The sequence below is a fragment of the Bradyrhizobium sp. 613_E4_N2_2 genome (genome assembly GCF_052075995.1).
Taxonomy (GTDB): domain Bacteria; phylum Pseudomonadota; class Alphaproteobacteria; order Rhizobiales; family Xanthobacteraceae; genus Bradyrhizobium; species Bradyrhizobium barranii.
In genome coordinates this window covers 1,127,871-1,147,149 of sequence record NZ_CP197234.1, presented here as the reverse complement: position 1 = coordinate 1,147,149, position 19,279 = coordinate 1,127,871, and the positions used below count along the sequence as shown (strand labels likewise).

Here is a 19,279-nt window from a genome sequence, read left to right as displayed (position 1 = left end):
TCCGCTCAACCTTGATTCGATACTCTGTCGGTCTACTACCTTCAAACCGATGGTTTGCTTGGGATCGAGCATATGAACCAGTTCATTGCACTGTTCGTCGCCGCGATCGCCCTTGTCGTGCTGCCTACGATTGCCGCGGCTGACTGTCCGAAAGGCTACGTGCCATGCGGCGAACGAAACCAGTTGTGCTGCCCGCGAAAGTAGCAAGTCGCAAATGGCTTTGGCTTGGTAGCCTCGTCTTTGTCGCGATCGGCCTGGTGATGGTTGCAGCCTGGGTCGGGTTCCCGCGAAAGAAACAGACGATCACGGCCATCCTCTCCGAGACCGGATATTTCGAGGTGGTCCCGCCGAGCACGTTCGGCGGTCCCGGCACCATCAACACGATCGAATATCTGAGCAATGGCCGGCTGGAGCTGCATCCGACCTGCGATATCGACCCCGCGCTGCTGGCCGACAAGATCCGGAAATCACCGACCGTGGATCGGGACCTGAAGCAGTCGCTCGAGAAGAATCTCGACGTGTCCGCGCAGGTCAGGGACAAGCTGTCGGCGGTCGCCGGAATGCAGCAGGTTGATTCAATTCACCTCAAGCTCGAGAACGCCAACATTCTCCTGATTTCCGACGAGTCGCTGATATCGACCCGCAATGCATTGCTGAAGGCCGAATGCGAGGACGCGATCGCCCTGAACCTTTCGAGCGGCGGAGTCGTCTGCCAGACGCGGTCCGTACTGGAGGCCGACGTCGTCTACGAGATCAAATATCACAACACGATTTCGATGGAGGAGCGGGCCAAGCTGACATCCGAGATCGCAGCGAAGCTCGAGCTGGACGCCCACCAGGGATCGGACGACAAGGTGTCCGGCTCTCAATTGTTCTTTGGCATAAGACTGTCGCCAAATCCGATCGTCCTGAAGTCCGCGGCGGGTGAGATCAAGCCCTGCAACAGGCGATAGGACGCCGCGCTTTCACCCCTTCGGCGGGGTCAGCGGCTGCACGATCTCCTTGAACGGTGCCAGCGCCTCGCAGCGTTCGGCATGTGCCGACAGCGCCGGATAGCGCGATGGCTCGAACAGAAGCGGATGCGCTTCACGGGTGAAGCGCACGACGCAGGCAACCGCAATGTCGGCGTGGCCGATCCGGCCGGCCAGCCAATACGGCGTCGTCACCCCGGCGCGTTCGGCCTCCAGCACGCCGAGCACGTCGGCGATCTGCGCCTGGCAGCGCTCGACCCACAACGCAAGCTGCTCCTTCCGCAGCACGCGCTCATAGAGCAGGCTCACCGCCTTGTCGCCGAGACCGGTGGCGAGTGCGCAGATGCGCAAATGCTTTCGTCGCTCGGCGCCGCCGCGCGGCAGCATCGCCTTCTCCGGCCCGACGAGCTCATCGAGATAATCGAGAATGATCGTGCTCTCGATCAGCGCCTCGCCGTCGTCGAGCACCAGGGTCGGCACGCGGCGCAGCGGATTATACGGCGCGATCTTGTCGGCGTCGCCGAAGGTGGACCATGGCCGGTGCTCAAAGGCGAGGCCGTAGAGCCGCAGCGCGATCGCGACACGGCGGACGAAGGGAGAATCGTATTGGCCAATCAGGAACATGGTTCTCGCTCACTAGTCAGTGCCGGGGCTCGAAGCCGGCCATTCACCTTCTTCACAAGGCTATTATCGAACGACACAGCCAGCGAGCGGTGCCCAACGGCAACAGCTACACATTTTCGTCTCGGCACCGCCTCAACTCCAGCTTGCCGAACAAATTGTCGCATGGTTCATTCCGCGGACCCAGAGGGAAGCCAAATGAATCGGCGGGCATTGAGAGCGGCAGCGGTCGGCCTGGCTCTTACGGCGATCGTGCCCGACGTCACGTCAGCAGCCGATCTGCCGATGAAGGCGCCGCCCAAACCTGCCGACTTCAATCCGTTCTGGGCCGAGGCCGACTACCTTGCCTGGAGCGTGACGGGCGACAAGCTGCCGGCGCTGGTGACCACGAGCCCGGTCGGCACGCCGCTGGGAGTTGTCGGCGTGCTCGGCCAGCCCACGACGACCGTGCTGTTCGGCAATTCCAGTGTGAACAACGACTGGCGTTCGGGCGGGCGCATCACCGCCGGCTACTGGTTCGATCCGCAGCGCAGCCGCGGCATTGAAGCCTCGTTCTTCGGGCTGGAGAATCTCTCGACCGGATTTGCGACCGACACCAATGCCAATCCGATCCTGGCACGGCCATTCACCAATGCGCTGACGGGATTTCCCGACGCGCTGATCGCGGGATTTCCGGGGCTGGCCACCGGCAGCGCCAGCGCGAGCGAAACCTCGCGCCTGCTCGGCGCCGGCGCGCTCTATCGCTGGGATCTCGGCGCGTGGAGCGGACAGCGCGTCAGCGCGCTGGTTGGCTATCGCTATCTGCGGTCGACCGACACGCTGACGATCTCCAATACCGCGACCATTCTTGCCTTCGGCACCTTCAGCCCCACCGACAATTTCAAGGCGTCGAGCAATTTCCACGGCCTCGATCTCGGCCTTACCGGCGACTGGCGCAATGGCCCGTGGTCGCTGGAGTGGCGCGGCAAGGTGGCGCTCGGCGCCAATCTCAACAGTGCCGACATTTCGGGCTCGACCGCCTCGACCGTGGCCGGCGTCACCACGACGGCCCCCGGCGGCTTCCTCGCGCTGTCGAGCAATATAGGCCATTACGACCAAACCCGCTTCGCCGTGGTGCCGGAGCTGTCGTTGAAGGCGGGATATCAGGTTGCGCCCGGCTGGCGGCTGATCGCCGGCTACGACGTGATGTACTGGACCGGCGTACAGCGCGCCGGCGGGCTGATCGACACCACCGTCAATCCGAACCTCGCGCCACCGCCGGCCGGCGGCGGGCCGAACCGGCCCGCGCCGGTGCTCAACACGACGAACCTGCTTGCGCAGGGGTTCAGCTTTGGCGTGCGGTATAATTATTGAGGGCGCGTAGCCCGGCATTACTCAATGATCGGCACATGCCTCGCCGCCGTCGGCGATGCCGTTCCATCGAGGCGCGGATCATCGGCCACCTCGATCTGGCGACGGAACGCACGAAATCCCGAGCGCTGATAGAACGTAACGGCGGACGGATGATCAAAGGTGCAGGTGTGCACCCAGACGCGGCGTAGCTCGCGCGACCAGGCAGTCTCCAGCGCACGGTTCATCAGGAAGCGAGCGGCGCCCGTCCCGATCAATCCGGCGGTGACGCCGAAATAGACCAGCTCGCACTGACCGGCCTCGCGAAAATCCAGCTCCAGCAGGCCTTCGTCGCGGCCGTCCACGACCAGGGCATAGACCTCGACGCCCGGCGCGTGGACGATCGCGGCAAGCTCCCTGTCATTCAGGCGCGCACGCGAGAACCACAGCCACTCCTCGCCGACACGGCGATGGAGGTCGCGATACCAATGAAGCGCGGGCGCGTCGACCTTGCGCAAGGACCAGCGGCCTGGAGGATCGTCGCGGCGCGCGGGAGGCGCGGTCATCTCCAGATGGGTGACGACCGCGGCGATCTTGCCAGCGGGGATGTCGGAATAGCCGTCGGGGATGATCATGGGGCCTCTCGGAAAGACATGGCGAACAGCTCGCTTGCGGCCCCATCCTTCGAGACGCCCGCCTATGGCGGGCCCTCAGGATGAGGCCGCGTTTCGCGGCGAGATATCAGACCCTCATGGTGAGGAGCCCGCCTAAGCGGGCGTCTCGAACCATGCAGGCCGCGCTCTTCCGCACTCTCCAGCCAACAAGTCGCTCATCGCGGCGTCAAGATGATCGCTTCCGCGGTCGCGGCTTCGACGGCCGGGCGGCTGTAGAGCAGCGGGACATATTGGCCCGTCGCCCAGAGCGGCGCGAGGTCGCGGTAATGGGCGCTGAAGGGATCGCCGGATTGGCCGGGCGTGTTGATGGTGCGGCTCGCATCCCAATTACCGACGTCGAGCACCATGCGGAACGATGCGCCGGCGAACAGCTGGTAATCGGCGCGGCGGTAGGTGGCCGCGCGCGGCACATTGGCGGCGCCGCCATAGGCGAGCGGGCCGACCGAGAGCTGTGCGGCGGTCGCCTTGTCGGCGAGCGGCATCAGCGCATGGTCGAATTTCGCGACATGCAGCCGGCCCCAGCGCCAGGTCGAGGCATCAGCCCCGAGCTTGCCCGTGACGTCGGCCACTGCGGCGCCGAGGCTGTCGCGCAGGATCTGGTCGCGCGCGGCAGCGGGATCGGAGCCGAACGACGCATCGGGAGATTCCAGATAGGCGACCAGCGCCGAAATGCTCGACGCCTCCGGCGCGATCAGATCGGCGGCCTTGGGAGCCGTGGTTTTCAGCAGCACCGGCCCAAGATGATTGGCGATCCAGACCTCGAACACGGCCGCCGCCGCGCTGTCGGCGGCATCGCGCGCGTCCCATGGCTTGAGCAGCTCGAGACCCTTCTTCACATTGGGATCGTCGGAGGTGAGCGGCTGCAACAGCTTGACGAGGCGTCGCCCCAGCATCGCGGTGTCGTCGTTCTGCAAATCCATGGCGTCGGCGAGCGTCACCTTGCTGTTGGCCGCGAGCACCTCGGTGATGCGTTGCCAGCGCGCGCTGTCGGACCATTCGAATCCGACCTTGCGTTCGGCTATCGGGTAATCGGCCGGCAGGTTCATCTGGTTGGCGGTGGCGAGAAAGCCCTGCTTGGGCTGATAGGCTTTCGGCAATTCGTCGAGCGAGAGAAAGCCCTGCCACTCATAGCGGCCGTCGCCGGGCACCGGCATCAGGCCGTCGAAGTTGGCGCGCCGCGGCGTCTTGCCGGCGGCGACCCAGCCGATATTGCCGCGGGTGTCGGCATAGACCTGGTTCTCCGACGGCGCGCCCCAGCGCCGCATGGCGGCGAGGAAGCCGTTCCAGTCCTTCGCGGTCATGTAGTCGGACGAGCCGAAATAGGCTGACGTGCCGGGCTCGAACCAGATCGAGCGCACGGCGAAGGCGCGCTTGTTCGCATCGTCGACGAAGATGACGGGACCGTGCCGGGTGAACTTCAGCTCGAGGTCGCGATCGGCCTCGCCTTTGACCTGCTCGGTCTCGTGGACGACGCGCATGTCTTCCCAGCCATTGCCATAGCGGTACTGGTTGGGGTTTTGCGGATTGAGCTCGTAGACGTAGAGGTCTTCCTGGTCGACGTTGAAGATGGTGAGGCCGAAGGCGATGGTGCCGTTGTGGCCGATCGAGATGCCGGGCAGCGCCGGCTCGCCGGCGCCGATCACCGAGAGGCCGGGCGCATTGAGGCCGACGATGTAGCGCAGCGAGGGCACGCTGTGCTCGCGATGCGGATCGTTGGCGAGGATCGGGCGGCCCGTCGCCGTGCGCGAGGCCGCGATCACCCAATTGTTGGAGCCGATGGTGTCGCGCTGCTGGTCGGCCTCGGTGAGGTATTTGTCGGGATCATGCGCGAGTGCGGCCTGCTTGTCCTTCGGTGCGGCAAAGGCCACCGGGCGCGTCGCGAGATCGTAGGCCGCGAGCACGGCCTTCGGCACGCTGCAGGGGTCGAGACCATCGGGGACTTTCGTGGTCCATGCCGGCTCGAGCTTGACGCGGAAACGATCGGCATCGAGGCCGGCCGCGCAGGCGACCAGCGAGCGTTTGACCTCGGAGGCGACATTGCGCGTCAGGCCGTGGCTGCGGATGCGGACGACGTCGTCCGCCGTCCACGGATCAGGCATCGTGCCGGCGATCCTGAACTCGATCGGCAGCGGACGCTTGCCCGCGCGCACATCGGCGACATAGGCATTGACGCCTGCGACGAACGCGTCCGCATAGGTCTTCGCCTTGGGGCCGTAGGCCACCCACTCTGCATTCATGTCGCCGCGATAGAGGAACAGCCGCAGCGCCTTGTCCTGCTCGGCATAGGCCGAGCCGAAATCCTTTGCGAGCAGGCCGAGCCCGCGCTTGCGCCAGAGATCGATCTGCCAGAGCCGGTCGCGCGCGGCGTTGAAACCCTGCAGGAAGAACAGGTCGTGCTCGTTGCCGGCATAGATGTGCGGGATGCCCCAGACGTCGACCAGGATCTGGGCGGGGGCGTCGAGGCCTGCGACGTCGGTCTTGAGCTGCCGCGCGCTTCCGAGCGGGTTCGCCTTCTCGCGCGCGATGGCTGTCGAGGTCAGCAGCGCGGCGCAGATGGCCGCGCCGCAGAGTTTTTGGATGACCCGGTTGAGATCCGTGTTCATTGTCGTCTCCCGTTGTTGTTATTTTAGCCCGTAGCCCGGATGGAGCGAAGCGTAATCCGGGAATCTTACTCGCGGAGAAAACCCCGGATTGCGCTTCGCTCCATCCGGGCTACGACATCCGCCTATCCCTCTCCTTCGTCGCTCGCGAGCACGCCCTTCACCGCGCGCGCCCAGCCCGCGAGCTTCCGCTCCCGCGTCGCCTGGCTCATGTTCGGCTTGAAGCGATGCTCGAGGCGCCAATTGTCGGCGAACTTCGTCGGCTCGGGATAGACGCCGGCCTGGAGGCCGGCGAGATAGGCCGCGCCCAACGCGGTCGTTTCCTGGATCACGGGGCGATCGACTGGTGCGTCCAAGAGATCGGCGAGGCGCTGCATGGTCCAGTCGGAGGCGGTCATGCCGCCGTCGACGCGCAGCACGACGCTCGCGACTTCCGAGCTCGGCCAGTCCGCGCGCATCGCGGCCCAGAGGTCGAAGGTCTGGTAACACACGCTCTCCAGCGCGGCGTGCGCGAGCTCGGCCGGGCCGGTGTTGCGGGTGAGGCCGAACAGCGCGCCGCGCACGCGCGGATTCCAGTAGGGCGCCCCCATGCCGACGAAGGCCGGGACCAGATAGACGCTCTGCATGGAATCGGACTGATCAGCGAGCGGGCCGGTCTCGGCGGCGTGCTTGATGATGCCGAGGCCGTCGCGCAGCCACTGCACCGCCGAGCCTGCGACGAAGATCGAGCCTTCGAGCGCGTAGGTGCGCTTGCCGTCGAGCTGATAGGCGACGGTTGTGAGCAGCTTGTTCTTGGAGACGACCGGCGTGGTGCCGGTGTTGAGCAGGGCAAAACAGCCGGTGCCGTAGGTCGACTTCATCATGCCCGGGCGGAAGCAGGCTTGGCCGATGGTCGCGGCCTGCTGGTCACCCGCGATGCCTGAGATCGCGATCGCGCCGCCGAACAGGTCCGGCGTGCTCTCGCCGAAGCGGGCGGAGGAATCCTTCACCTCGGGCAGCATCGAGCGCGGCACGCCGATGATCTCCAAGAGCTCGTCGTCCCACTGGCCGGTGTGGATGTTGAACAGCAGCGTGCGCGAGGCGTTGGTGGCGTCGGTGGCGTGCACCTTGCCGCCGGTGAGGCGCCAGAGCAGATAGCAGTCGACGGTGCCGAACATCAGCTCGCCGCGCGCGGCACGCGCCCGTGCGCCGGGGACGTGGTCCAGGATCCAGGCGACCTTGGTGCCAGAGAAATAGGGATCGATGATCAGGCCGGTCTTTTGCGAGATCACGGGCTCGCGGCCTTCTGCTTTCAATTTTGCGCAGATGTCGGCGGTGCGGCGGTCCTGCCAGACGATGGCGCGGTGCACGGCCTGGCCGGTGGCGCGGTCCCACACCACGGTGGTCTCGCGCTGATTGGTGATGCCGATCGCGGCGATGCCCTTGGGCCCGATGCCGGCCTGCTCGATCGCGTCGCGGCAGACCATCACGGTCGAGGTCCAGATGTCCTCCGGCTCGTGCTCGACCCAGCCCGAGGCCGGAAAATGCTGCGGAAACTCCTGCTGCGCGCGGGCGGCAATCGAGATGTCACTGCGAAAAACGATGGCGCGCGACGAGGTGGTGCCCTGGTCGATGGCGAGGACGAAAGACATGGAAGCTACCTTGGCGTTTCCCTGAGAGGGGGTCATTGTGTCGCGCCAAAGGGAGCGGATTAGGGCGGCAAGGTCAAGATTGGATCAACGCGCGCGGCTCCCCTTCCTTCTCCCCTTGCGGGAGAAGGTGGCGCGAAGCGCCGGATGAGGGGTATGCTTTAGCGAATTCAGCGGTAAGAGGGTTGCACATGGAGAGAAACCCCTCACCCGTCTCGCCGCTACGCGGCGAGCCACCCTCTCCCGCAAGGGGAGAGGGGAAGAAGGCTACACCGCCGCCGTCGTCACGCCGCCGTCGATGACGATGGTCTGGCCGGTCATGAAGCTTGAGGCGTCGGAGGCGAGGTAGGCGACGGCGCCGGCGATCTCGTCGGGCTCGCCGATGCGGCGGAGCGGCGTGGTGGCAGTGCGGCGCTTGAGGTTGGCTTCGTCTTCCCACAGCGCGCGGGCGAAATCGGTCTTGACGAGGCCGGGCGCGATGCAGTTGACGCGGACGCCTTTCGGGCCCCATTCGCCGGCGAGCGAGCGGCACAGCGCGAAATCGGCGGCCTTGGAGATGCCGTAGGCGCCGATCACGGTCGAGCCGCGCAGGCCCCCGATCGAGGAGATGATGACGACGGAGCCGTTGCCGCGCTCGGCCATTTGCGGGATCGCCAGCGCGGAGAGCCAGATGTTGCTCTTGACGTTGCTGCCCATGATCTTGTCGAAGGCCTCGTCGGTGATGTCGAGCAGCGGACCGTAATACGGGTTCACGGCGGCGTTGCAGACGAGGATGTCGATCTTGCCGTAGTGCTTGATCGTGCCCGAGATCAGCGCCTCGACCTCGGCCTTGCGCGCGATGTTGCAGGGAATGACGATGGCATCGCCACCGGCCGCGATGATGCCGTCGGCGACTTCCTTGCAGGCGTCCGCTTTCCGTGATGACACCACGACCTTGGCGCCGAGCTTTGCGAGCAGCTCCGCCGAGGAGCGGCCGATGCCGCGGCTGGAGCCGGTGACGATTGCGATGCGACCTTGCCGGTGAGATCGAACGGGGTGTTTTTCATTTTAGTGGCTCCCTCTTCTTTGCATCGTCAAACTCGCCGTCATGGCCGGGCTTGTCCCGGCCATCCACGTTCTTCCCTTGCCGCCAAGACGTGGATGCCCGGGACAAGCCCGGGCATGACGATCTCTGTGCGGCTACCGCCTCGCGATACGGTGACTAGATCAACCCGCTCCCATCCGCGACGCGGCGCTGGTGGTAGTCGGTATCACCAAAGCTGTTCTCGATCATGGTGAGGCGCTTGAAGTAGTGGCCGATCTTCGCCTCCATGGTCATGCCGATGCCGCCGTGGAGCTGGATCGCCTGCTGTCCCACGAACTTCAGCGACTTGCCGATCTGCACCTTGGCGGCGGCGATGGCGTTGGAACGCTCCTTGGCGTCCTCGAAATCCCCGGCCATGGTCGCGAACATCGACATCGATCGCGCCTGCTCGGCGGCGACGAACATGTCGGAGGCGCGGTGCTGCAACGACTGGAACGAGCCGATCGCAACGCCAAACTGCTTGCGCGTCTTGATGTACTCGACCGTGGTCTTGAGCGACTCGTCCATCAGGCCGACGGCCTCGGCGCAGAGCGCGATGCGGGCTTCGTCGACGACGCGCTCGATCAGCGCGAGCGAGTCGTCGGGATTGCCGATCGCGGCGTCCGCGCCCACTTCAACACCGGTGAAGGTGATGTCGGCGGCATGCAGGCCGTCCTGCGTCGGGTACGACTTCTTCGTCACGCCCTTGGCGCCCGCCGGCACCAGGAACACGCCGATGCCGGTCTTGTCGCGGCGGTCGCCCTTGGTGCGGGCGGTGACGATCAGGGTCTCGGCGTTCTCGCCGTTCAGAACGACGAACTTCTCGCCGTCGATCACCCAGCCGTCGCCCTTCTTCTTCGCCGTCGTCGAGACGTCGAAGAGATCGTAGCGCGAGTTCTTCTCGAGCTGGGCGAACGCCAGCGTCTTGCTGCCGTCGATGATCCCGGACACGTGCGCGGCCTTCTGCGCATCGGAGCCGGCGTGGCGCAGGAAGCCACCGCCGATCACGACGGTGGCCAGATAAGGCTCGAGCACCAGCGCCTTGCCGAGCGCTTCCATCACGATCATGGTCTCGACACCGCCGCCGCCGAAGCCGCCATCGGCCTCCGCGAAGGGCAGGCCAAGCAGGCCCTGCTCGGCGAGCTTGCCCCAGACGGCCTGGCTCCAGCCGCCCTTCTCCTTCATGTACTTCTTGCGGCTCTCGAAATCGTAGGAATCGGTCAGCAGGCCGTCGATGCTGTCCTTGAGAAGCCGCTGCTCCTCGTTCAGATCAAAATCCATGTTTCTCTCCAAATCGGCGGGAATTGCCCTGCCGTCGCCTTACCCTCAGACGTCATCCCCGCGAAGGCGGGGATCCAGTAAACGCAGCCGCCTGCCGTACTCGCGACCGCCGCGGCGTACTGGGTCCCCCGCCTTCGCGGGGGACGACACCGTCATTGTTGACTCACAGCCCCAGCACCGCCTTGGCGATGATGTTGCGCTGGATCTCGTTGGAGCCGCCGTAGATCGAGACCTTGCGGTTGTTGAAGTAGCTCGGCGCGATCTGGGCGGTCCACTCCATGGCTTCGTTCGAGCCGTCGTCGCCGTGCACGTCGTAGGGTGCTGCGAACGGACCGATCACTTCCATCAAGAGCTCGGTGGTGGTCTGCTGGATCTCGGAGCCCTTGATCTTCAGCACCGAGGACGCCGGATTGGGCTTGCCCTTGCCGTGCTTGCCCTCGTCGGCGACGACGCGCAGTTGCGTCAGCTCGAGCGCCTTCAGCTCGATCTCGCAGGCCGCCAGCTTCTCGCGGAAGGCGGCGTCCTGGATGATCGGCTTGCCGCCGGATTCGACCTTGGAGGCCAAGTCGCGGATGCGGCGCAGCCGCTCCTTGGACACGCCGACCCGGGCGATGCCGGTACGCTCATTGCCGAGCAGGAATTTGGCGTAATCCCAGCCCTTGTTCTCTTCGCCGATCAGGTTCTCGATGGGCACCTCGACGTCGTCGAAGAACACCTCGTTGACCTCGACGCCGCCGTCGATGGTCTGGATCGGACGCACGGTGACGCCCTTCGACTTCATGCTGAAGACGATGAAGGAGATGCCCATCTGCTTCTTGGCGGAGGGGTCGGTGCGGCAGAGGCAGAATATCATGTCGGCGTGCTGGGCGAGCGTGGTCCAGGTCTTCTGGCCGTTGATGATCCACTTGTCGCCCTTGCGCTCGGCCTTGGTCTTGAGCGAGGCAAGGTCGGAGCCGGAGCCGGGCTCGGAGAAGCCTTGGCACCACCAGTCGTCGACATTGGCGATGCGCGGCAGATACTGCTTCTTCTGCTCTTCGTTGCCGAAGGTGTAGATCACGGGGCCGACCATGCTGACGCCGAAGGCGAGCGGCTGCGGCGCCGGATAGGACTGCAGCTCCTCGTTGAAGATGTAGTGCTGCACGGAGGTCCAGCCGGTGCCACCATACTGCTTCGGCCAGTGGCTGACGCCCCAGCCCTTCTTGTTGAGGATGCGCCACCACGTCACCATCTCGTCCTTCGAGAGGTGGCGGCCCTCGACCAGCTTGCGCCGCGTATCCGGCGGTACGTTGTCGCGGAAGAATGATCGCACTTCCTCGCGAAACGCCTGCTCTTCCCTAGTGAATGCGAGATCCATCGGATCCTCCTGTGAGCTTCTTTGTTTCGTCGTCGTCAGGACGACGGTGAAATTACTGCAACACCTCGAACAGCCCGGCCGCGCCCATGCCGCCGCCGACGCACATGGTGACGACCGCATACTTCGCCTTGCGGCGGCGGCCCTCGATCAGGGCGTGACCGGTCAGGCGCGCGCCCGACATGCCGTAGGGATGGCCGACCGAGATCGCGCCGCCGTCGACGTTGATCTTCTCGGGGTCGATGCCGAGCTTGTCGCGGCAATACAGCACCTGCACCGCGAAGGCTTCGTTCAGCTCCCAGAGGCCGATGTCGTCGACGGTGAGGCCGTGGCGCTTGAGCAGGCGCGGCACGGCGAAGACCGGGCCGATGCCCATCTCGTCCGGCTCGCAGCCGGCGGAGACGAAGCCGCGGAAGATGCCGAGCGGCTTGAGGCCGCGCTTTGAGGCTTCCTTGTCGCTCATGATGACGGAGGCGCTGGCGCCGTCGGAGAGCTGGCTGGCATTGCCGGCGGTGATCGAAAAGCCTTCGCCGCGCACCGGCTTGAGGCCGGCAAGGCCTTCAGCCGTGGTCTCGGGGCGCGGGCCTTCGTCCTGCGACAAGGTCACCTCCTTGAACGAGACGGCGCCGGTCGCCTTGTCGGTGACCGCCATCTGCGTCGTGATCGGCGCGAGCTCGTCCTTGAACTTGCCGCCCTGCTGGGCCGCGGCGGTGCGGCGCTGGCTCTCCAGCGAATATTCATCCTGCTTCTCGCGCGAGATGCCGTAGCGCTTGGCGACGACTTCGGCGGTGTCGATCATGGGCATGTAGACCTCGCCCTTGATCTTGAGCAGCGCCGGGTCCTGGGCATGGAAGCCGTTCATCTTGTCGTTCTGCACGAGGCTGATCGACTCGCCGCCACCGCCGACAGCGATCTCGACGCCGTCGAAGATCACCGAGCGCGCGGCGAGCGCGATCGCCTGGAGGCCCGAGGCGCATTGCCGGTCGATGGTGGTGCCGGCGACGGTCACGGGGAGACCTGCGCGGAGCAGCGCCTTGCGCGCGATGTTGCCGCCGGTCGCGCCCTGCTGCAGCGCCGCGCCCATCACGACGTCCTCGACCTCCTTTAGATCGACCTTGGCGCGGGCGACGGCCTCGCCGATGGCGTGGCCGAGCAGCGTTGCGCCCTCGGTGGCGTTGAGCATGCCGCGATAGGCCTTGCCGATCGGGGTGCGGGCGGTGGAAACGATGACGGCGTCGGTCAAGAGCGACCTCCTGATGGGTGTTGGGTGGATTGTGATGGTTTCTGCTGCTGGCGCAATTCGTGGCGCGACAATTTTCCGACCGGCGTGCGCGGCAGATCGTCGACGAACTCGACCGCTGCCGGCAGTTCGTGCTTGCCGACCTTGCCGGCGAGTTGCGCGCGCAGCTCGTCGAGCGAAAACGGCTTGGCGTCCGGCTTGAGCTTGATGAAAGCCTTGGCGGCCTCGCCGCGATACTGGTCGGGAATGCCGAGCACGATCACCTCGTGCACGCCTGGAATGGTGTAGATCGCCTGCTCGATCATCTGCGGATAGACGTTGAAGCCGCCGGAGATGATCATGTCCTTCTTGCGGTCCACCAGGAAGAAGTAGCCGTCGGTGTCGACATAGCCGATGTCGCCGGTGAGGAAGCGGCCGTCTGAAAACGACTCCGCGGACTCCTTCGCCTTGTTCCAGTAGCCCTTGGTGACGTTCGGGCCCTTGATGCGGATCTCGCCGACTTCGCCCGGCGGCAGAACTTTTGTCGGATCATCCAGCGAGACCACGTCCATCTCGATGCCGGGCAGCATCAGGCCGATCGACCCCGGCTTGTCCGGTCCCGTCGGCGGGTGGCCGGTGCCGGGCGAGCAGGTCTCGGTCATGCCCCAGCCGCTGCGCAGCTTCTTGCCGACCTTGCGCTCGAAGAAGTTCGCGATCTCCACCGGCAGCGGCGCGCCGCCGGAGCCGATGACGGCGAGCGAGGAGAAGTCGCGCTTATCGAGATCGGGCAGTGCCGCGATCGCGATCCACATCGTCGGCACGCCCGGGAAGTACGTCGCGCGCTTGATTTCGATGTCGCGCATCACCGCCTCGACATCGAAGCGCTGGTGGAGCGAGATCAGATTGCCACGGCTGAGCGAGGACAGCAGCACGACGGTGAGCGCATAGATGTGGAACAGCGGCAGCACGCAGATCACGCGCTCGACGACGTCGCCGCGCGCCGCACGCGACGGCTTGCCCCAGACATCGTAGATCGACACCGCGGAGGTGAGATTGCCGTGGGTGAGCATCGCGCCCTTGGGCAGGCCGGTGGTGCCGCCGGTATATTGCAGCAGCGCGACGTCGTCGGCCGTTACGGACGGCCACTCAGCCGGCGCGGTCGCGCCCTCGACGAAGCTCTTGAAGGTGACGACGCGGGGATCATCGGGGATCGGCGCCTGCGGCGTGCCGACCTTGCCCCAATCGTCGTCCTCGCAGACGACGAGGCGATCGATCAGGCCCTTCTCCAAGAACTTCAGCGCGGTCGGCAGCAGCGCCGCGAGGTTGGAGGTGACGAGCAGGCGCGAGCCGGAATCCGAGACCTTGTGCGTCAGAGCGATCTCGCCGTCGAGCGGGGAGAGATGCGCGACGCGGGCACCGGCCTTGAGCGCGCCGAAGAAATTGACCGGATGGTCCGGCGTATTGCCGAGGAACAGCGCCACGGAGCTGTTCTTGCCGCAGCCGGCACGCAGGAACGCCGCTGCCGCGCACTCGGCCATGGCGGCGAGCTCGGTATAGCTGATCGGACGATCGCGGAATTCCAGCGCGGTCCGCGGGCCGAAGTCGGCGGCGGCGTTCGACAAGAGGTCAGGCAGCGAGCCCTGGACGATGGTGTCGTCCCAACGCACGCCCTCGGGATAAAACTGTTCGCCGGGATGGGTCATTATTCTTGATTGGTTGAGCGAGCAACTAACAGAGACCGTCATTCCGGGGCGCGACAAAGTCGCGAGCCCGGAATCCATAACCACCAGCTGGGGTTATGGATTCCGGGCCTGCGCCTTGCGGCGCATCCCGGAATGACGAGGGTTGAGATGAAGCGGCCATCACGCCGCCTTCGACGCCGCGGCCAGCGACGCGAACGTCTTGCCTTCGGCCGCGAGCTTCTTCAGCAAGGGCGCGGGCTCGAGGCTCGGGTCGTTGGTCTCCTTGGCGTAGAAGGAGAGACGATCAGCGATGTGCTTGAGGCCGACGGTGTCGGCCCAGAACATCGGGCCGCCGCGGTAGATCGGCCAACCGTAGCCGTAGAGCCAGACCACGTCGATGTCGGAAGGACGCGCCGCGATGCCCTCTTCGAGGATCTTCGCGCCCTCGTTGATCATCGGGTACATCATACGCTCGAGGATCTCCTCGTCGCTGACGACGCGCTTCTTGCGGCCGAGACGGAGCAGCGTCTCGTCGATCAGCTTTTCGACCTCCGGATCGGGCAGCGCGGAGCGACTTCCTGCTTCATACTTGTAGTAGCCCTTGCCGGTCTTCTGGCCGAAGCGGCCGGCTTCGCAGAGTGCGTCCGCGATCTCCGACTTGATGCCGCGGTCCTTGCGCGAGCGCCAGCCGATGTCGAGGCCGGCGAGGTCGCCCATCGCGAACGGCCCCATCGGCATGCCGAATTTGGTAACCACGGCATCGACCTGCTGCGGCAAGGCACCTTCGAACAGCAGCTTCTCCGATTGCTTGCCACGCTGCGCCAGCATGCGGTTGCCGACGAAGCCGTCGCAGACGCCGACCACGGCCGGCACCTTCGCGATCTTGCGCGCGATGGTCACGGCGGTGACCAGCGCATCCGGCGCGGTCTTGTCGGCGCGCACGATCTCGCACAGCTTCATGACGTTGGCGGGCGAGAAGAAGTGCATGCCGAGAACGTCCTGCGGCCGCTTGGTCGACTTCGCGATCTCGTCGATGTTGAGGTAGGAGGTGTTGGAGGCGAGTACGGCACCGGGCTTGACGTATTGGTCGAGCTTGCCGAACACTTCCTTCTTCACCGCCATGGTCTCGAACACGGCCTCGATCACCAGGTCAGCATCGCCGACGTTCTCGATGCCGACAACGCCGTTGATCAGCGCCATGCGCTTGGCGGGCGCGTCGGCCGGGATGCCGCCGCGCGCGGCGGTCGCTTCCCAGTTCTTCTGCATGATGCCCATGCCGCGCTTGAGCTGCTCCTCGCCGGTCTCGATCAGGGTGACTGGCACGCCGGCATTGGCAAAGGACATCGCGATGCCGCCGCCCATGGTGCCGGCACCGAGGATGGCGACGCGGTTCACGGGCCGCGACTTGGTGCCTTCAGGGACGCCGGCGATCTTGCTGGCCTCGCGCTCGGCGAAGAAGGCATAACGCTGCGCCTTGGACTGGTCGCTGGAGACGAGCTTGAGGAAGCCCTCGCGCTCCTTCTTCAGCCCCTCGTCGAACGGCAGGTCGATGGCGTAGCCGACGGCGTCGGCGGCGGCGAACGGCGCTTCCAGGCCGCGCGACTTCTTGGTCATGGCGGCGACCGCATTGGTGAAGATCGAGCGGTCGGCCTTGGCCGCGGCGAGCTTGGAATCGTCGTCGCGCAGGCGCCGCAGCGGACGCTTCTCGGCGAGCAGCTTGCGCACGAAGGCTTCGCCGCCGGAGGCCGGACCTTCGACGATCTCCTCGATCAGGCCATTCTTGAGCGCTTCGGCAGCACCGATCGGATCACCGCCGACGATCATCTTGACCGCGAGTTCCGGCCCGACCGCGCGCGGCAGACGCTGGGTGCCGCCGGCGCCCGGCAGCAGGCCGAGCTTCACCTCGGGCAGGCCGAGCTTGGCTTCCTTCACGGCCACGCGGAAATGACAGGCCAGCGCGACCTCGAGGCCGCCGCCGAGCGCGGTGCCGTGGATCGCGGCGACGACCGGCTTGGGCGAGTTCTCGATCTCGGCCAGGACGTCGTTGAGGGCGGGCGGCTTCGGCGGCTTGCCGAATTCGGTGATGTCGGCGCCGGCGATAAAGGTGCGGCCGGCGCAGGTCAGGACGATGCCCTTGATCGCGGGATCGGCGATCGCGGCCTTGATGCATTCGAGAATGCCGCCGCGCACTGCGGCACTCAGCGCATTGACCGGAGGACTGTTGACCGTGACGATCCCGACTTCGTCATGACGCTCAAGCTTGACCACTTCGCTCACGGCTTCCCTCCTTGGTGGGGATTTACTTTTGTTCGATTTCGCGGTGCGGAATTTAATTCCGCATCTTGACGGCAGGGTTATTTTGAAGCACGGACGTTGTCAACGACTCCGCGCAAGAAGCAGATCAGGGATGAAGCGTACAGGCAAGAAGACTGCGATCGATCGGAATTTCGTCGTCGCGCTTTCCCGCGGACTAGATGTATTGCGCGCATTCCAACCCAGCGACGGACTTCTCGGCAACCAGGAGATCGCCGCGCGGACGAACCTGCCCAAGCCGACCGTTTCGCGCCTGACCTACACGTTGACGAAGCTCGGTTATCTGACACCGGTTCCCCGTTTCGAGAAGTATCAGCTCGCGCCCGCCGCGATGGCGCTCGGTTATGCGGCGTTATCCAATCTCGGCGTTCGGCATTTGTCCGAGCCATTTCGCGAGGAATTGATGCGCGCGACCGGCGGCGCCGTCGCAATCGGCGGCCGCGACCGTCACAGCATGATCTATTTCGGGCAAAGTCGCGGCAGCGAGACGGTCGGCGTTCAACTTGACGTCGGCTCCCGCGTGCCGATTGCAACCAGCGCGATGGGCCGTGCCTATTTCTGGGCGCTCGACGAAGAAGGTCGCGCCGAGGTGTCCCGCATCCTGCGCGAACATTACGGCAGCCGCTGGCCGAAGATGCGCGACGGACTGGAACGTTCAGGCGAGACCGTTGCGAAATACGGTTTCGCGATGTCCGTCGGCGACTGGCACGACGACATCGGCGCCGCCGGCGTCGCGCTCAAGCTCAACGACGGAACCGGACCTTACGCATTCAATTGCGGCGCGCCCGCATTCCGCTTCACGGAAGAGCGTTTGATCAACGACATTGGACCGCGTCTGCTGGCGATGGTAAGGAACATTGAAGCGGCACTCGGGGGACTGATGCCGCAATCCAAAAAAGAAGTCAGCAAAAAGCTGAAATCAGGAGGAAAAGTTGCGCGTGTGGCCGAGGGGTTCAGATAGCCTTTGTCATCACCGGGAGCGGTTCGCATCGCCCCTTCGCCCACTGACGTATGTGGGCGAGACGAGATGACGCAGGCACAGCTCGCGCGGGGGACATCGCCCCTGCTCGCGGTTCGCGACGTCAGCGTCGTGTTCGGCGGCATCATTGCGCTCAACGGCGTGTCCTTTGACATGCACAAGGGCCAGATCCTCGGATTGATCGGCCCCAACGGCGCCGGCAAGACCACGCTCTTCAACTGCCTCTCGCGGCTCTATCAGCCGTCGTCGGGCGACATCCTGATGGAAGGCGCGAGCATCCTGTCGCGGCCTCCGCACCGGATCGCCGAGATCGGCATCGGCCGCACCTTCCAGAACGTGGCGCTGTTTCCGAACCTCTCGGTGATGGACAACGTCCGCGTCGGCGCCCATTCGAAGACCTCCAGCGACATCATCAGCGACTCGCTTCGGCTCGCCTGGGTCCGGCGCAGCGAGACCGAGGTCAACAAGAAGGTGCAGGAGATCCTCGCCTATCTCAAGCTCGAGGACGTCGCCCACACCATCGTGTCCGGCCTGCCCTTCGGCACGCAGAAACGCGTCGAGCTGGCGCGCGCGCTCGCGGCAGACCCGAAGATCCTGCTGCTCGACGAGCCGGCCGGCGGCCTCAACCACGAGGAAGTCTATCTGCTCGGCGACCTCATCCGCCGCATCCGCGACGACCGCCACATGACCGTGCTGCTGGTCGAGCACCACATGGGCCTCGTGATGTCGATCGCCGACCACGTCGTCGCGCTGAATTTCGGCAAGAAGCTCGCGGAAGGCACGCCGGCCCAGGTGCAGGCGGACCCCGACGTCATCAAGGCCTATCTCGGGAGCAAGGACCAATGACGACGCTGCTCAACGTCAAGGACCTGCGCGCCTATTACGGCCAGGTCCAGGCGCTCCATGGCCTGTCCTTCTCGCTCAACGAGGGATCGTTGACGACGCTGCTCGGCGCCAATGGCGCCGGCAAGACCACCACCCTGCGCGCGATCTGCAACATGGTGCGTTCCACCGGCGCGATCGAGTTCGAAGGCAAGCCGCTCAGCAACCGCTCCACCGAGAGCATCGTGCGGTTCGGCATCGCCCACGTGCCGCAGGGCCGCGGCACCTTCACGACCATGACGGTCGAGGAGAACCTCCAGCTCGGGGCCATCACCCGCAAGGACAGCGCCGGCATCGTTTCCGACATCGAGCGCATGTACGCGCATTTCCCGGTGCTCAAGCAGCGCCACACCCAGCAGGCCGGCACGCTCTCGGGCGGCGAGCAGCAGATGCTCGCGGTCGCCCGTGCGCTGATGCTGCGGCCGCGCCTGATGCTACTCGACGAGCCGTCCTTCGGACTGGCGCCGCTGGTCGTGCGCGACCTGTTCGGCATCCTCGGCAAGATCAATCGCGAGGACAAGGTGTCGATCCTGGTGGTCGAGCAGAACGCCCAGCTCGCGCTCGAGCTCGCCGACCAGGCCTATGTGATCGAGACCGGACGCATCGTGATGTCGGGCAATGCCAAGGACATCGCGAACAACGAAGAAATCCGCAAATCCTATCTGGGTTACTGAGGAGCCGGCACG

14 protein-coding genes and 1 pseudogene are annotated in these 19,279 nt (G+C 65.4%); 5 read left to right on the top strand and 10 right to left on the bottom strand.

Annotated features, from left to right (window positions below):
- Positions 1 to 164 precede the first annotated feature (164 nt).
- Complete coding sequence (locus AB7290_RS05375) at positions 165 to 953, top strand: hypothetical protein (RefSeq protein ID WP_071916715.1); 789 nt, start codon at positions 165 to 167, stop codon at positions 951 to 953.
- A 12-nt stretch (positions 954 to 965) separates the two neighbouring features.
- Here AB7290_RS05375 and AB7290_RS05370 read toward each other — a convergent pair whose 3' ends face one another.
- Positions 966 to 1,595, bottom strand: a complete 630-nt coding sequence (locus AB7290_RS05370; RefSeq protein WP_085403570.1) for a glutathione S-transferase family protein — start codon at positions 1,593 to 1,595, stop codon at positions 966 to 968.
- 195 nt (positions 1,596 to 1,790) lie between these two features.
- Here AB7290_RS05370 and AB7290_RS05365 point away from each other — a divergent pair, with 195 nt between their 5' ends.
- Complete coding sequence (locus AB7290_RS05365) at positions 1,791 to 2,945, top strand: BBP7 family outer membrane beta-barrel protein (RefSeq protein ID WP_161495885.1); 1,155 nt, start codon at positions 1,791 to 1,793, stop codon at positions 2,943 to 2,945.
- 17 nt (positions 2,946 to 2,962) lie between these two features.
- Here AB7290_RS05365 and AB7290_RS05360 read toward each other — a convergent pair whose 3' ends face one another.
- The 9 genes and pseudogenes from AB7290_RS05360 to AB7290_RS05320 all read right to left on the bottom strand — a co-directional run bounded on the left by AB7290_RS05360 (position 2,963) and on the right by AB7290_RS05320 (position 16,696).
- Positions 2,963 to 3,556: a GNAT family N-acetyltransferase gene (locus tag AB7290_RS05360; RefSeq protein ID WP_085403568.1), complete on the bottom strand. Its 594-nt coding sequence runs from the start codon at positions 3,554 to 3,556 to the stop codon at positions 2,963 to 2,965.
- 194 nt (positions 3,557 to 3,750) lie between these two features.
- Entirely contained in the window at positions 3,751 to 6,198 is a 2,448-nt protein-coding gene (locus AB7290_RS05355; protein WP_135214683.1) for a penicillin acylase family protein, read from the bottom strand.
- 122 nt (positions 6,199 to 6,320) lie between these two features.
- Complete coding sequence (gene glpK, locus AB7290_RS05350) at positions 6,321 to 7,826, bottom strand: glycerol kinase GlpK (protein WP_085403566.1); 1,506 nt, start codon at positions 7,824 to 7,826, stop codon at positions 6,321 to 6,323.
- 264 nt (positions 7,827 to 8,090) lie between these two features.
- Positions 8,091 to 8,869 (bottom strand): annotated as a pseudogene (locus AB7290_RS05345) (SDR family NAD(P)-dependent oxidoreductase).
- 155 nt (positions 8,870 to 9,024) lie between these two features.
- Positions 9,025 to 10,167, bottom strand: coding sequence for a pimeloyl-CoA dehydrogenase small subunit (gene pimD / locus AB7290_RS05340; RefSeq protein WP_085403565.1), 1,143 nt, complete (start codon positions 10,165 to 10,167; stop codon positions 9,025 to 9,027).
- A gap of 163 nt (positions 10,168 to 10,330) precedes the next feature.
- A complete protein-coding gene (gene pimC, locus AB7290_RS05335; protein ID WP_085403564.1) occupies positions 10,331 to 11,521 on the bottom strand; it encodes a pimeloyl-CoA dehydrogenase large subunit in 1,191 nt (396 codons plus the stop codon).
- A gap of 52 nt (positions 11,522 to 11,573) precedes the next feature.
- Positions 11,574 to 12,761 carry an acetyl-CoA C-acyltransferase gene (locus tag AB7290_RS05330; protein WP_085403563.1) on the bottom strand — a complete coding sequence of 396 codons (1,188 nt, stop codon included), beginning with the start codon at positions 12,759 to 12,761 and terminating at the stop codon, positions 11,574 to 11,576.
- Positions 12,758 to 14,440 carry a dicarboxylate--CoA ligase PimA gene (gene pimA, locus AB7290_RS05325; protein WP_441253361.1) on the bottom strand — a complete coding sequence of 561 codons (1,683 nt, stop codon included), beginning with the start codon at positions 14,438 to 14,440 and terminating at the stop codon, positions 12,758 to 12,760. The genes AB7290_RS05330 and pimA overlap by 4 nt, the downstream gene beginning before the upstream one ends.
- Before the next feature lie 159 nt (positions 14,441 to 14,599).
- Complete coding sequence (locus tag AB7290_RS05320) at positions 14,600 to 16,696, bottom strand: 3-hydroxyacyl-CoA dehydrogenase NAD-binding domain-containing protein (RefSeq protein WP_063980943.1); 2,097 nt, start codon at positions 16,694 to 16,696, stop codon at positions 14,600 to 14,602.
- A gap of 130 nt (positions 16,697 to 16,826) precedes the next feature.
- On the opposite strand from AB7290_RS05320, the gene AB7290_RS05315 reads away from it, so the two are divergent.
- The 3 genes from AB7290_RS05315 (at position 16,827) to AB7290_RS05305 (ending at position 19,267) form a co-directional block, all read left to right on the top strand.
- Positions 16,827 to 17,693 carry an IclR family transcriptional regulator gene (locus tag AB7290_RS05315; protein ID WP_085403561.1) on the top strand — a complete coding sequence of 289 codons (867 nt, stop codon included), beginning with the start codon at positions 16,827 to 16,829 and terminating at the stop codon, positions 17,691 to 17,693.
- Positions 17,694 to 17,759: 66 nt separating this feature from the next.
- Positions 17,760 to 18,557: an ABC transporter ATP-binding protein gene (locus AB7290_RS05310; RefSeq protein ID WP_085403560.1), complete on the top strand. Its 798-nt coding sequence runs from the start codon at positions 17,760 to 17,762 to the stop codon at positions 18,555 to 18,557.
- Positions 18,554 to 19,267 (top strand): ABC transporter ATP-binding protein, encoded by a 714-nt coding sequence (locus tag AB7290_RS05305; protein ID WP_014498266.1) that lies wholly within the window; start codon positions 18,554 to 18,556, stop codon positions 19,265 to 19,267. The genes AB7290_RS05310 and AB7290_RS05305 overlap by 4 nt, the downstream gene beginning before the upstream one ends.
- Positions 19,268 to 19,279: the final 12 nt, after the last annotated feature.